Consider the following 15,620-nt stretch of genomic DNA (forward strand, 5'->3'; position numbering starts at 1 on the left):
TAATACAGTTCAGTTAAGCATTTTTTCCTTCTCTCTGTGTTCTCTGTGCCTCTGCGGTTCGTTAAAAAAATTGGCTTTGACAAAGAGTTTTAGCCTTAACCCAAGCGTATTGCATTATATATTTCTGAAAAAATCTGCATTTTATTATTAACTATGCCTCAAGAATCCTCTAACTTATCAGCCACTAAAAAAGCCCTATTAGAAAAATGGAAAGTAGGTAAATTTAAAACTGAGAGTATTCCGCAGCGTCAAAACTCTCAGACTGTACCTTTATCTTTTTCTCAGCAAAGATTATGGTTTATCGACCAACTTTATCACGGAAGTTCTTTCTATCATGTGACAAGTGCTTTGCATTTAACAGGAATGCTCAATGTAACAGCAATTCAGCAAAGTCTCAACGAAATTCTTCGGCGACATGAAGCATGGCGAACTAACTTTATCACAATAGATCAACAGCCAGTTCAAGTAATTTTGCCCCAATTAACTTGGGAGCTACCTATTATTAATATTGAGCATTTATCAAATAAAAATTGGGAAGTAGAAGTTAAACAAATAGCCATAAAAGAAGCTCAAAAACCTTTTAATTTAGCTGCCAAATCATTAGTCAGAGCAACTTTGCTCCGCTTGAGTGAAGTAGAACACATCTTGCTATTAACCATACATCATATTGTCACTGATGGATGGTCTATGGGTGTGTTCGCGCAAGAGTTAGCAACGCTGTATGCTGCTTTCTCTACAAGTCAATCTATACCCTTAGCTGAACTCCCCATCCAATATACAGATTTTACCATTTGGCAGCGCGATCGCCTGCAAGGAGAATTGCTAAAAACTCAACTGAATTACTGGAAGCAACACTTAAAAGGTAAGTTACCAATACTTCAGTTACCTACAGATCGTCCGCGTCCTGCTGTTGCGAGTTTTAAAGGTGCAAAACAATATTTTACGTTCTCCCAAACATTGACAGAAGCGTTAAATAAGTTTAGCCAGCAAGAAGAATGCACTTTATTTATGACGCTGTTGGCGGCGTTTAATACATTACTTTACCGTTACACAGCACAAGAAGATATTTTAATAGGTTCTTCAATTGCTAATCGTAATCGAACTGAATTAGAAGGTTTAATTGGCTTATTTGTTAATAATTTAGTGCTACGTAATAATTTGAGTGGTAATCCTAGCTTTCGAGAATTTTTAAGTCGGGTGCGAGAAGTAACTCTCAACGCTTATGCACATCAAGATTTGCCCTTCGAGAAGTTAGTAGAAGAATTGCAACCTGAGCGAAACTTAAACCATAATCCACTTTTTCAGGTGATGTTTATTTTGCAAAATGCACCAACACCTGTTGAAGAAGTTTCGGGTTTAACCTTACGTACTTTAGAGATTGATCACGGTACATCAGAATTTGATATTTCTGTATCAATATCTGAATCGCAACAGGAATTAAGTGGATTTTTGGAGTACAGTACAGATTTATTTGATCCAGATACAATTAAAAGATTGATTGATAATTTTGAAACTTTACTAGAAAGTATTGTTACTAATCCCAATCAAAGAATTTCTAAATTATCACTATTAACAACCCAAGAGCAAGAGCAATTATTAGTAGAATGGAATAACACCCTAGCCGATTATCCTGATAACGCATCTTTACATCAATTATTTGAACAGCAAGTCAAGCTATTACCCGATGCTTTAGCATTAATTAGTCAGTCAGAACAGCTAACTTATCAACAACTTAACCAAAAGGTAAATCAGCTTACCCATTATTTAAAAAAATTAGGAGTCACAACCGAAACCCTCGTGGCTATTTGTCTAGAACGCTCTGTAGATATGATTGTAGCGATTCTAGCAATTTTAAAAGCTGGTGGTGCTTATTTACCCCTCGACCCCAATTATCCAGTTGAGCGCCTTCAGTTCATGGTTGCTGATTCCCAAGTTTCATTAGTGATTAGTAATACATTATTAGTTCATAATTGGGGACAAATAAACGCGATCGCCTTAGATACTGATTGGGAAACTATTCAACAAGAAAGTCAAGAAAATCCCGTCAGCACATCTGGCGGCGATCGCCTCGCCTATATAATCTACACCTCCGGTTCAAGTGGAACGCCTAAAGGTGTTCTGGGTACTCATCGCGGTACAGTCAACGGCTTACACTGGCTATGGAAAACCTATCCTTTTGTAGGTGGGGAAATTTGTTGTCAAAAAACAGCCATTAGCTTTGTAGACTCAGTATGGGAAATCTTTGCACCCTTATTACAGGGAATTCCTACGGTTATTATTCCCGATGCGATCGCCAAAGATCCCCAACTTTTCCTAGAAACTCTTGCTCACCATCAAGTTTCGCGCTTAGTGCTTGTTCCTTCACTACTGCGGATACTCCTCAATAATTACAGTCATCTTACTCAAAAATTGTCCCATCTCAAACTCTGGATTAGTAGTGGAGAAGTGCTTGCTATTGATTTAGTAAAAACTTTCAAGCAGTTGCTACCAAATGCAAAATTAATTAACCTTTACGGTTCTTCAGAAGTTTCTGCAAATGTGACTTATTACGACACCAGTTTATTAAGTGAAAAATCTTTAACTGTTCCTATTGGTTATCCCATAGATAATACCCAGGTGTATATATTGGATCGTCATTTGCAACTTGCTCCTATTGGTGTAGTTGGCGAATTATATATTGGTGGTGATGGATTAGCCAGGAGCTATTTACATCGTTCAGAACTCACTCAACAACGATTTATTGATCACCCATTTTTACCGGGAACTAAGCTTTATAAAACTGGTGACTTAGGACGCTATCTCAACAACGGTCAACTAGAATATTTCGGTCGTCAGGATGACCAAATCAAAATTCGTGGTTTTCGGGTAGAGTTGGGAGAAATTGCAGCTGCGATCGCTCAACATCCATTGGTACAAAATTCTGTTGTTATTCCTCATAATGATCCTCAAGGTGACAAGTATTTAATTGCTTATATAGTCACAAAAGAAGAAAATTTAATCCCTCAAATACTAAAACATTTACAGAAAAACTTACCACATTTCATGATACCATCTGCTTTTATAGTATTGGATCAAATACCACTCACACCGAATGGTAAAGTAGACAAACAAGCACTACCAACTGATGATATAATTCGACCTAACTCCCATAAATCTTTTATTGATGCTCGGAATTTTACAGAATTAGCCTTAGTGAAAATATGGCAACAACTCCTCAATACTAACCCGATTGGAGTTACAGATAACTTTTTTGATTTAGGAGGACATTCTTTTTTAGCTGTGCGTTTAATGGCTCAAATATATGAGCGCTTTGGACACAACCTTCCCCTCTCTACTCTATTTGAAAATACAACAATTGAAAAACTCGCCAAGATTGTCAGTCAACCAGTTAGTTTAGGTTCAAATTCCCCATTAGTTGCAATTCAATCTTCAGGTTCTCACCGTCCCTTTTTCTGCGTTCATGCTGCTGGCGGGGATGTCAACAACTACCTAATATTAGCTAGAAAACTAGGTATAGAACAGCCATTTTATGCCTTAGAACAAAACCCTAATCAACAAGAATTTTATCATCTTTCGGTCGAAAAAACAGCAAGTTACTACCTCAAAGAAATTCGTACCGTACAGCCACAAGGCCCGTATCTTTTAGGCGGTTGGTGTTATGGTGGCATAATTGCCTTTGAAATGGCTCAACAACTACAAAGCCAAAATGAAACTGTTGATTTACTCATAGTCATTGACGCTATCTTGCCAAAAATCATCATCAAACCCACAAAAGATGATGATGCTAAATTAATCCTGCGTCTTGCAGAGGCTATCAAAAACTGGTTTGGCATAGATTTTGCTGTTTCATATCCAGAACTGCGAGATTTGTCCCTCAAGGAGCAATTTCGTCTGTTATTTGGCAAAGCTAATCTCAACATTAGCGAAACAGAAATGGTGCAACATCTGCAAAGTTATGAACTTTTCAAAACCCATATCCAAGCCATGCGAAATTATGTACCACAAGTTTATCCCCATGCAATTACTTTATTCAAAGCCAACGAGATAATTACTCACGATTTTGAAAGTCAAGAATTCCACAGTGATGATCCGTTATTAGGTTGGGGAAAATATTCTCAACAACCTATCAACATGATAGAGATTCCAGGTAATCATTTCTCAATCTTTAACGAACCTTACATCCAAAAATTAGCTAACCAATTAAAAAAATATCTCAATCAGGTAACAAATTTAAGCTAACCGCCAAATACACCAAATTAAACTTTTTCAACAACCTCTTATACTCTCTGCGACTCTGCGCCTCTGCGTGAGATATCCAAATGAAAATACCTGAAGTAACTAAAATTCCTCTCTGGCTTCACTTGATTAAAATAGCAAATGATCCCCTAAACCATCTTGATGCCATTGCCAAAAAATATGGCGACATTTTCTCCATCAAATTTGGTTCTACCCCCATAGTATTCGTTAGCAACCCACAGGCACTTAAACAGATTTTCACCAATACAAAAGAAATTAAATCTCCTGGTGAATTAAACGAAGAAATGATTTTAATCACAGGAGAAAAAGGCTTATTACAACTCGATGGTTTACGCCACAAACATCGACGCAAATTAATCATGCCAGCTTTTCACGGTGTCAAAATGCAAGCTCAAGGAAAGCTGATTTGTAACTTGACAGAGAAAGTCATGAGTCAGTATTTGGTAGGAAAATCCTTCATCACTTACCCCACCATTGAAGATATAACTTTACAAGTAAGCATGGAAGTTGTGTTGGGCTTACGCGAGGGAGAGCGCTACCAAAAACTCAAGCAACTACTTCCTGATATACTCAAGTGTATGCGATCGCCAATCATGCAAATCACCTTCGCTTTCCCATTTTTGCAACGTGATTTAGGGCGCTGGAGTCCGTGGGGATACTTAATGCACCTGCGCGATGAAATTTTTCAAATACTTTACGCCGAAGTCCAAGAACGCCGTAAACAAGCAGATTGCGATCGCATCGATACCCTATCCGAACTGATATTTGCTCGTGATGAAACCGGTGAACCAATCACAAACGAAGAAATACGCGACTTATTACTTTCGCCCTTATTTGCAGCTCAAGATGCTTCGGCTGTTGCAGTCACTTGGTTGTTGTATTGGGTACATCGTCTACCGAAAGTCTGCGAGCAATTACTTAAGGAACTTGCTAGCCTTGGCGACTCTCCCGACCCCATGAGCATTGTGCAACTCCCCTACCTTAGTGCTGTCTGTAATGAAGCTCTGCGAATTTACCCAACTCAATTATTCACATTTACCCGCCGAGTGGAATTATCAACTGAACTGATGGGCTATGAATTGAGTCCAGGAACGCTACTCATGGGCTGTATTTATCTCACACATCAGCGTGAAGATTTATACCCACAACCTAAACAATTTCAACCAGAGCGCTTTTTAGAAAGAGAATATTCTCCTTACGAATTTCTCCCCTTTGGCGGCGGCGCTCGTAGCTGTATTGGTGCAGCTTTGGCTGTATTTGAAATGAAATTAATATTAGCAACTATTATTTCACGTTATCAATTAGCCCTAGTTAAAAAACAACCAGAGCAACCAAAGTTTGAAGGTCTAATGTGTTACCCAGCTAGTGGTGTCAAGATGCATATCTGTGCAAAAACTCCGCAATCTTCTGCGGAAACCTCCGCGAGTCTCTGCGTTTAAAAAACAACCAATTAACAATGAACCTACCTCCAGGCCCGAAACTCCCCGATTGGTTGCTGAAAATGCAATTTGCAGCCGACCCCCTTGGATTTTTAGATAAAATGAGCCAACGCTATGGCGACATTTTCACGATCATGTCTGAGTCTACACCCCTGTTATTTGTTGGCAATCCTCAAGGGATGAAGCAGCTTTTTACTAATACAACAGAGATTATTGCCTCTGGAGAGTTAAACCAAGAAGCAGCTCCCTTAGTGGGGAAAAACGGATTACTCTTGCTTGATGGTTTACGCCACAGATATCGGCGCAAACTCTTAATGCCTCCCTTGCATGGTAATAAGATCCGAGTCTATGGACAGCAAATTTGTGACCTAACAGAAAAAGTCATGAGCCAGTTGCCCATAAACAAGCCTTTTTTAGCTTACCCGACCATGCAAAAGATTACTCTTCAAATAATATTAAACACTTTTTTTGGCTTAAGTGAAGGAGAACGTTACGAACAACTCAAGCAACTGCTTTTTACTTTAATGAATTATGCGCGATCGCCCTTTGTGGAAATCCCCTTATCCTTCCCCTTCTTACAACAAAATTTAGGCAGATGGAGTCCGTGGGGTTACTTTCTTTACCTGTGGCAACAATTTGACCAGCTACTTTACGCCGAAATTAGCGATCGCCGCCAGCAACCAAATTCCTCTAGTGATGATGTCCTTTCCGAGTTGATATTTGCCCGCAATGAAACGGGTGAACTCATGACAAATGAAGAAATACGCGATTTATTTCCTTCATTGTTATTCGGTGGTCGGGATGCTTCAGCTACCGCCATAGCTTGGGCATTGTACTGGGTTCATCGTTTACCAGTAATCCGAGAACAATTACTCAGAGAAATCAATAGCCTGGGTGATTCTCCTGACCCGATGAACATTTTTCAACTTCCTTACCTGACTGCTGTGTGTAATGAAGTATTACGAATTTATCCAACTCAAGTACTAACATTTCCCAGGATCGTGGAATCACAAACTGAGTTGATGGGCTATAATTTGAGTCCTGGAACAATCATTATCGGCTGTATTTATTTAACACATCAAAATGCAGATTTATATCCGCAACCAAAAGAATTCCAACCAGAACGCTTTTTAGAAAAACAATACTCCCCTTATGAATTTTTGCCCTTTGGTGGCGGTGCTCGTCGCTGTCCTGGAGAAGCCTTGGCTTTGTTTGAGATGAAGCTAGCATTGGCGACAATTATTTCACACTATCAATTAGCACTAACTAGTACACAACCAGAAAAACCCCACCAACAAGGAGCAAATTATCCCCCTGCTAGTAACTTAAAGATGTTGTTAGTAAGTGGCAATAGCAGCAACAGTAGGCAGTTTGTGACTAGCTCAACTAAGTAGTTAAAAATGATTTTTGGTAAGATTTTTATTGTTTAATTAAAACTTAATGTAAGGTGTGTTAGTACTTCCCTAACGTACCGAAAACCGCTTTTATCCTAATTTACGACTTAGCATATAATATGACTTCTCAGCAGCAATCAAAAGTTACAGATGAAATTCTTGATGGTAATCTTATTCAACTGATGATGAAATTAACCATTCCCGGTATTTTGGGAATGTTGTTGATTGGAATGAATACTTTTCTTGATGCTTTATTTGCCGGGCAACTAATTGGTGAAACTGCATTAGCAGCAATATCTTTGGCACTACCACTTACTTCTATCGTTATTGGTTCCGCTCACTTAGTAGGGGTAGGTTGTGCCTCAGTTCTCAGTCGAGCAATTGGTTCAGGAGATGTCAAAACTAAATCTAAAATCTTTGGCACTTTAGTAATAATGAGCGTAATTATTGCCTTTTTTATCACTATCTTAGGTTACTTTTTTAGTGACGCATTAATTGCATTCATGGGAGGAGAGGGTGAAGTAGCAGCCTCCGGCGCAGAGTATTTTAAAATCTACACATTTGGCTCTGTATTTTATATCTTAGCGGTAGCTTCCAGTCAGTTGATGAAGTCAGAAGGTAAAATTCGTCTAGCGATGATTTTTGCAGGATTGTTTGTTATTCTTGATGCTATTTTAAATCCCATATTTATTAGTGTTTTTAACTGGGGAATTAAAGGAGTAGCATTTTCGACAGTTATTTCTATGTTAATTTATAGTATTTTGAATATTAACTATTTTCTCTCTGCTAAAAGTTCTATTCCTGTTAATCATAAAAAATTAACTCTAGCAATAGATTTACTACCAGCAATTTTATCGGTAGGAATAACGGCATTGCTGATGGAAGTTATTAGCTTAGTAGAACAGTCAGTAGTTTTTAAATCCATTGCTCAATATGGAACCGCTCACGATATTGCAATTGCTGGTGCAACATTAAGAATCTATGCTTTAGCAACTATTCCTATAGAAGGGTTTGTGCAAGCTCTACAACCAGTAGTTGGGATGAATTATGGAGCAAAAAAATATCATAGAATCAAGCAAGCGTATTTTACATTTGGTATTGGTGGAACACTATTTTTAGGATTAATCTGGTTCCCTTTACAATTATCACCAGCAACATTTCTCCACATATTACTACCATCTACAAATTTTAGTGTTGATGATTTATTCAATTTTCAAATTATTAATTTATTGCTTTTAATTCTTCCTTTAGGTTTTTGTAGTGTAACTTTATTTCAATCAATAGGTAATGGAAAAGCAGCGGGGATATTAATTTTAGCAAAAACGCTCTTTTTCCTCATCCCACTTGTATTAATATTGTCAGCATATTTGGGCGTTAGAGGTGTTTATTATGGAATGTTATTTACAGATATTTTGGTTGTGTTAATCGCTTTATTTATAACTCGGTTAGAGTTTAAAAAGCTTAACAATCAAACCAGAATAATATAATCAAAGTTAGACCATTTTACATTTTAGGATTGAAGAATTAATGAGTAAAAAACAAGGCACTGTAGTAATTACAGGAGCATCGACAGGAGTTGGACGAGCAACTGCGCTGCTTTTAGCTCAAGAAGGATATCAAGTTTTTGCTGGAGTCCGTACAGAAAAAGATGCTGAATTACTCAGGTTAAATTCAGCTGGTAATTTGACACCGATTACTCTGGATATTACCAAATTAGAACAGATTAAAGCTGCCACAGAAATTGTCTCATCAGCAGTTGGTGAAAAAGGACTGCTGGGATTAGTAAATAATGCCGGAATATTAGTAGACGGTCCATTAGAATATCTGGACTTGGATGAACTAAGATGGCAATTTGAAGTCAATGTGATTGGGCAAGTAGCAGTTACCCAAGCTTTCTTACCAATGATCCGCCAAGCCAAAGGTAGGATTATTAATATTGGCTCTGTTTCTGGCAAAATTTCTTCACCCTTTTTCTCGGCTTTGTGTGCTTCTAAGTTTGCATTAGAGGCGTTGACTGATTCTTTGAGAATGGAATTATATCCTTGGGGAATTGAAGTAATTTTGATTGAGCCTGGCTCAATTGCTTCCGCCGCACCAGACAAAGTAGAAGCAAGTTTGCAAAAAAAATTAGCCAATATGTCACCTACCGCTAGAGCTATGTATGGTGATATTTACAAATTTTCTCTAGAGCAGTTAATTAAGTCAAATCGGATGGGAATGCTACCCCAAGAAGTTGCAGATGTCATTCAGAAAGCTCTAGAAACGAAGAAACCTAAAACTCGGTATTTCTTATCTAAGGAAAAAGTGATTTTAAATTTATTCTTGATGTTGGCGAAGATTTTACCAGACCGAGTTTGTGATGCAATTCAACTCCAAGAATTGGAATTAAAAAATTAGGTAAAGGGAAGTTTAGCGCCACCTAACGTTTACGGAAACATTGATTTTTCAACCTTATCAACTAGGAAACAGTCATGACTTTATCAGAATCTACATATACACTCAGCAATGCACCATTTAATATGACTGCAATGGAATGGGTACACGCCTACTGGATGTCACGGTGTGTCTACGTGGTAGCTAAACTTGGTATTGCAGATTTACTCAAGGATGGCTCTCAGCACTGCGATGCTTTAGCTGCTGTCACAAATACCCATAGCGATGCACTTTATCGGATATTGCGGGCTTTAGCTAGTGTTGGCATTTTTGCAGAGATTAAACCTCGTTGTTTTAGCCTAACTACGTTAGCAGACTGTTTGCAAAGCAACGCCGCTGAATCGGTTCGGGCGATCGCAATTTTACGGGGCGAAGAGCATTATTATAAAGCCTGGGGAAATTTGATGTCCAGTTTGCAGACTGGGGAAAGTGCCTTTGAGCATTTATACGGTATGGATTTGTTTGAGTATAATGACCAGAATCCTACCCAAGGCGAAATTTTTGATCGAGCGATGGCTGAGTCAGAAGAGACTAATCCCTTAGTCTTGGCAGCTTATGATTTTTCATCTATTAGTAACTTGGTTGATATTGGTGGTGGTAAAGGTAGTTTACTGGCTAGTATTCTCCAAGCCTACTCTAATATGAAAGGAGTGCTGTTTGACCGACCAGATGTAATTGAAAGAGCCAAAAATTCCTGGGATTTAGCCGTGATGAATCGCTGTCAATTTGTTGGAGGAGATTTCTTTGAGAATATCCCAATGGCCGCAGATGCTTATATTCTGAAGCATATTATTCAAGACTGGGATGATCAACGAGCGAGCGCTATTCTCCAACGCTGTCATCAAGCCATGAACGAACAGGGACGGTTATTGGTAATCGACTTTGTAATTCCTCCAGGCAACGAATTTTATGGCAGTAAGTTTATCGATATCAATATGTTAATAATGTGTCCTGGTGGACGCATCCGTACTGAAGAGGAGTTTCAAAAGTTATTTGAATCCGCAGGGTTTAACATTACGAGAATTATCCCAACTGAATCTGAAGTCAGTATTATTGAGGCAGTTAAAGCTATGTAGAGTTTGCTGAAAAAGTAGTAAAAAAATAAGAGGAGGGTTGACTAGTTATTCAAACAAGGTCAAAAATAAGCGTTTGTTGTCTACAACTCCCAAAATGATAATTTTCAGTTATACAACGCACTTTACAAATTAAGTATCATGTGCATATCAAGCTTATGAAGATAAAAGTCTTGCCCTGTCTCGTTTCCCGGCTCTGCCTTGTAACTAGAGGTGAATGATTTCAATTTTAGAGGTTTGAAAGAGCGATCGCCTAAATATCTGTTATGTTTACAACGCCAGGTTTGAGTCGATGATAAAGGTATTGAATTGGCGAACTGGTTGCTAATCTTTCTTCCGCTCTTCTTGTGTCTTCGTCCATCGCTCAGAAATTTTATTCATTCGTTCCAGTACAAACATACTCGACTTTGGCAGCAGAGATTGTAAGGAGTTACAAAGTCTTCTACACTGACTGAAATAGGTTTTAACTCTCTCTGTTAGGCTCCTCATGACGGTCAACGATTCTGAATACATCAGGCAAACTGAAGCCACTCGTGTACGTGTATTAAGCGAAGCACTACCTTATATTCAACAATTCGCCGGTCGCACTGTTGTTGTCAAATATGGTGGCGCAGCGATGAAAGATAGCACACTCAAAGACAAAGTTATCCGCGATATTGTATTCTTATCGTGCGTTGGCTTGCGTCCAATTGTAGTACACGGTGGTGGCCCAGAAATTAACAGTTGGTTGGATAAGCTGGGAATCGAACCACAATTTAAAAATGGTCTGCGAGTTACTGATGCCGCCACAATGGATGTAGTGGAAATGGTTTTAGTGGGTCGAGTTAACAAAGAAATTGTCGCGCTAATTAACCAAGCTGGTGGATTGGCTGTAGGACTTTGCGGTAAAGACGGTAATCTATTTACAGCCCGTCCCCAAGGTCAAGAAGACATTGGCTTTGTCGGGGAAGTCAGCAATGTGAATATCAAGATTTTGGACACCCTCGCTAGCAATGGCTATATTCCGGTAGTGTCCAGCGTCGCCGCAGACGAGACAGGGCAAGCTTATAACATTAACGCCGATACTGTAGCTGGAGAAATCGCTGCTGCATTGGGAGCAGAAAAGTTAATTTTACTGACCGACACCAGTGGAATTTTAAGAGATTACAAAGACCCATCTACTTTGATTCCAAAAGTAGATATTCGGGAAGCCCGCGAGTTGATTGCCGATGGTATAGTTAGCGGTGGGATGATTCCTAAAGTCAGTTGCTGTGTGCGATCGCTTGCTCAAGGAGTTCGTGCAGCACACATCATTGATGGTCGCATTCCCCACGCTCTCCTACTAGAAATCTTTACTGATGTTGGGATCGGCACAATGATTCTTGGTTCGCAGTTCACCTCGCAGGAGTGAGGAGTTATCTTTCTCTGCTCCCCACTCTCTGAGTCTACCGGGGATAGGTAATAAAAACATGCGACCGCCCGCCACTAAATGGGGTACGACGCCATGAGTTATTTATAATCACCGGATTAACTAGGGTTGAGTCCCGAATTGTTGGATTAATCAAAGTTGGATTAATCAGCGTGGAATTTCTCACGTTCTGCCTTATCTGGGGATAGTAATAATCGGGGTAATTATTGCGTTGTGGCATTAGTCCCGTTGTTGGGTCTACAGGCATCGGTGTGGGAATAGGACTACCATAAATAAAAGAACCAACAGCAGGCGATGTCTGACGACAAGCTGCTTCGCATCTATGCCCCACTCCATAATTACCATCAATCACGATCACACGCTGGGCAGAAGCTGGAGCAATGGTTAAGCCCATCACTGCTAAAGTTATGGTGGCTTTGAGCCAATTTAGTTGTAAATGCTTGATTTTCAGCATATTTTGCTCACCTGCATTTGATACCGGAATTTTTAATCAGAAAATAATCACAGCTACTTAATTTAAATTTTAGAAGTTTATCTACTTCCAGGTTGCCGACTTCTAAAAAGATTCTAAAAAGATTGCTGGTATTGGCAAAATTAAAATAGTGGTAATTTGTATATCAAGACGTGAGTACAGAAAGTTTAGAAATTGCTAAAACCCGCTACCAGACTGGGAAAGTTGCCTTTGAAAATGGGCAATACCGCGAAGCCGTAGAAAATTTAGAAAAGGCAAGCGCCCTGTTAGCTCCTAATTCTCGCCTTGGAGGCGAAGTAGAAATTTTGTTGGTGACAGCTTATGAAGCAGATGGACGCACAGATGATGCGATCGCTCTTTGCGAAAGACTCAAGCGCCATCCTCATTTTGAAACCAGCAAACAAGCGCGACGGATGTTTTATATCTTAAAAGCACCAAAGCTCAAAAGACCCAGTGAGTGGATGATCCAAATCCCTGATTTAGGCGCACTACCCGATAACAAACTCAAAATTACTGTAGCTGCTAAGTCTACTCAATCTTCTCAACCGCAGAAGCCTCAACTGACTGAAGGAGAATTTGTTGACCTCAGTCAGGTCAATACCAAAGATAATCGCTTTATCTGGGTGGCCTTAATTACCATTGCTTTAAGTATGTCGTACTTAGTTTGGTTAAGTGTTTCAGGAACCTCACACTGATACAAAGTCAATGAAGAGGACAAGGGGCAGGGGGCAGAAGGGAGAACCCCATACATAAATGTAAGGGCTTGGAACAAGGAGGTATTATTTCTCGCGCTTGCGCGCCTCGAAATAAATGTTTCTATACTAGGCATAAATAAATTTAGGGGCAGGTTATAGAAATTGGTTTACTGATCATGTTATGTTTGTAGAGGTTTTTGTTTAATAACTAAATTAAGGAAGTAGGACTTACGCATTGACACAAAATACAAAGTATGAGGGGCTAGAAAAACCATATCTGTCGTAGGGGCACAGCAATGCTGTGTCCCTACAGCGCGGGTTTACCGATCATCAAAGAACAATTAATAAAGTCCTGAAACGACCTATTTTCGTGAATACATACCATGATTAATTTGTACAGTGCGTAAGTCCTAGAAAGGTAAAATGATAAAGAATTTTCAAATGCTTTCCAAAAGTGCGCGTTTTCTCATAATTATATTATTGGTATTAGGTTTATTTTTCAGATTTGGAAACCTCGACCAAAAACTTTATTGGGTTGATGAATGTTTTACATCTTTAAGAATAGCAGGATATACAATACCAGATTTAAAGAGGGAAGTTTTTAACGGCAAGATAATCAGTAATGAAGATATACAAAAATTTCAAAATATAAATTCTGAACATGGCTTATTCGACACACTAAAAGGTTTAGCTGTAGAAGAACCTCAAATTACACCAATTTACTTTATACTGGCAAGATTTTGGGCGCAGTTATTTGGTAGTTCTGTAACAGTGATGAGAAGTTTACCTGCCTTAATTAGTCTGTTTATCTTTCCTGCTATTTACTGGTTATGTATAGAATTATTTGAATCTTTTGTAGTGGGTTGGCTTGCTATTGCCTTAGTTGCTATATCACCAGTCCATTTGTTTTATGCTCAACAAGCCCGTCCTTACAGTCTTTGGGCAGTGATGATTTTATTATCTAGTGCAGCTTTGTTGCGAGCTATGCGGATAAAAACGAAGCTTAACTGGGCTATTTATGGAGCAACCACACTATTAGCTCTTTATTCTCATTTGCTTTCTGGTTTAGTTATAATTGCACACATACTATATATAGTTATTATCGAGCGCTTTCGTTTGACTAAAACGTTGATTGCTTACCTTGGTTTTATTTATACTTCTATATTTATATTTTTCGCGCCTTGGATTTTGTTGATAATAAATAATAGAACCAGTGTTTCTGATAGGACAGATTGGATAAATTCATCCTTGCCTCGTTCCGCATTAATAGGCTCTTGGAGGTCAATCTTGTCTAACATTTTTATAAATTGGAACGATAAATATGAAACATTATTTTTAATAAGTCATAATATATTTCGGATTATTTTTATAATACCAATTGTAATTTTAGTATTATATTCATTCTACTTCATTTGTCTTCATAGTTCCATGCGAGTTTGGTTATTTATTTTAATTTTAATGACTGTAACAATATCAGCTTTAGTAATACCAGATTTGGTTTTTGGAGGAAAGCGCTCATCAATAGACCGATATCATTTTCCTAGCATTTTATGTATTGAATTAACTGTTGCCTATTTGCTTACTAATAAAGTTAAATTTCAAATTTATAGTAGTCAACAGACAAAAATATGGCAATTTTTCACTGTGATACTAATTTCTGTAGGAGTGTTGTCTTGTTCAATTAGTTCCCAAACAGAGACTTGGGGTGGCAAAGATAACCCTATTATCCAGGAATCTCGCATCATCAATCAAACAAATTACCCACTAGTGATTTCTGATAAAGGTATGCGTGATGTAATACCTTTAAGCCATCAGCTAAATCCAAAAGTTAAGTTTCTATTAATACAGCAACCATCAAATTTAACAGAGATAAATGATAATTTTAGTGATGGATTTAGTGATGTGTTTTTATTCCATCCAGCTAAGGAATTTCTCTTAAAGCTTCAAGATAAGTTAAATGTGAATTTCCAGCCTGTTTACCAACAATATCCAGAAAAAATGCTTTGGAGATTAGAAAAGGGATAGTAATGATTTTCTCTTTAATTGTAACAAATGCCTATGTACTGAGTCTTGTTCAAAAATCAAATAGGAGTCCTACTATTTACTAATAAAATCCTGTTACTAATAAAATCCTGCAAATACTTGTATTCAAGTAGTGAAGGGAGCATCCACTTTTTAAAATGCCTGAAGATAAAAATCATCTCAATGGCGTAGTCAAATTATAGATGGCTTTTGGGGGTATTTTCTTATAAAAAATAATAAAAACAGCTATGCATCCAGTACTAAGTACATTTAGTCATTTCATTTTTAAGTAGGGCTTGCTGAATAAGTCTCCAGAGCGAATCTAGAAGCCACACAGCTTACAAAATAGTAGTTTCGTCGCTTAGTTTCCCAATTTGCCCGGCGCTCGCCGACGAAAGTGCAAGGTTTTTGAACCTCTGGATGCTAT

The 15,620-nt window shown here is 38.3% G+C and carries 10 protein-coding genes; 9 read left to right on the forward strand and 1 reads right to left on the reverse strand.

Features of this window, described 5'->3' with window-relative positions:
- The first annotated feature begins 153 nt into the window (after positions 1-153).
- The 7 genes from ACEW80_RS12810 to argB all read left to right on the forward strand — a co-directional run bounded on the left by ACEW80_RS12810 (position 154) and on the right by argB (position 11,986).
- Entirely contained in the window at positions 154-4,239 is a 4,086-nt protein-coding gene (locus ACEW80_RS12810) for an amino acid adenylation domain-containing protein (RefSeq protein ID WP_373526936.1), read from the forward strand.
- Between the two features lie 80 nt (positions 4,240-4,319).
- Complete coding sequence (locus tag ACEW80_RS12815; RefSeq protein WP_373526937.1) at positions 4,320-5,696, forward strand: cytochrome P450; 1,377 nt, start codon at positions 4,320-4,322, stop codon at positions 5,694-5,696.
- 17 nt (positions 5,697-5,713) lie between these two features.
- On the forward strand, positions 5,714-7,090 hold the full coding sequence (locus ACEW80_RS12820) for a cytochrome P450 (protein ID WP_373526938.1): 1,377 nt from the start codon (positions 5,714-5,716) through the stop codon (positions 7,088-7,090).
- A gap of 119 nt (positions 7,091-7,209) precedes the next feature.
- Positions 7,210-8,577, forward strand: a complete 1,368-nt coding sequence (locus tag ACEW80_RS12825; protein ID WP_373526939.1) for an MATE family efflux transporter — start codon at positions 7,210-7,212, stop codon at positions 8,575-8,577.
- Positions 8,578-8,617: 40 nt separating this feature from the next.
- The gene (locus ACEW80_RS12830; RefSeq protein ID WP_373526940.1) at positions 8,618-9,487 is read left to right on the forward strand and encodes an SDR family oxidoreductase; all 870 of its coding nucleotides are present in this window, start codon (positions 8,618-8,620) and stop codon (positions 9,485-9,487) included.
- 74 nt (positions 9,488-9,561) lie between these two features.
- Complete coding sequence (locus ACEW80_RS12835; RefSeq protein ID WP_373526941.1) at positions 9,562-10,599, forward strand: methyltransferase; 1,038 nt, start codon at positions 9,562-9,564, stop codon at positions 10,597-10,599.
- Positions 10,600-11,083: 484 nt separating this feature from the next.
- A complete protein-coding gene (argB, locus tag ACEW80_RS12840; protein WP_373526942.1) occupies positions 11,084-11,986 on the forward strand; it encodes an acetylglutamate kinase in 903 nt (300 codons plus the stop codon).
- A 34-nt stretch (positions 11,987-12,020) separates the two neighbouring features.
- Here argB and ACEW80_RS12845 read toward each other — a convergent pair whose 3' ends face one another.
- Positions 12,021-12,458: a hypothetical protein gene (locus tag ACEW80_RS12845; protein WP_373526943.1), complete on the reverse strand. Its 438-nt coding sequence runs from the start codon at positions 12,456-12,458 to the stop codon at positions 12,021-12,023.
- A gap of 170 nt (positions 12,459-12,628) precedes the next feature.
- On the opposite strand from ACEW80_RS12845, the gene bamD reads away from it, so the two are divergent.
- Positions 12,629-13,171, forward strand: a complete 543-nt coding sequence (gene bamD / locus ACEW80_RS12850; protein WP_373526944.1) for an outer membrane protein assembly factor BamD — start codon at positions 12,629-12,631, stop codon at positions 13,169-13,171.
- Positions 13,172-13,612: 441 nt separating this feature from the next.
- Positions 13,613-15,196 (forward strand): glycosyltransferase family 39 protein, encoded by a 1,584-nt coding sequence (locus ACEW80_RS12855; RefSeq protein ID WP_373526945.1) that lies wholly within the window; start codon positions 13,613-13,615, stop codon positions 15,194-15,196.
- The last annotated feature ends 424 nt before the right edge of the window (positions 15,197-15,620 follow it).

Source organism: Nostoc sp. (assembly GCF_041747015.1).
GTDB lineage: Bacteria > Cyanobacteriota > Cyanobacteriia > Cyanobacteriales > Nostocaceae > Nostoc.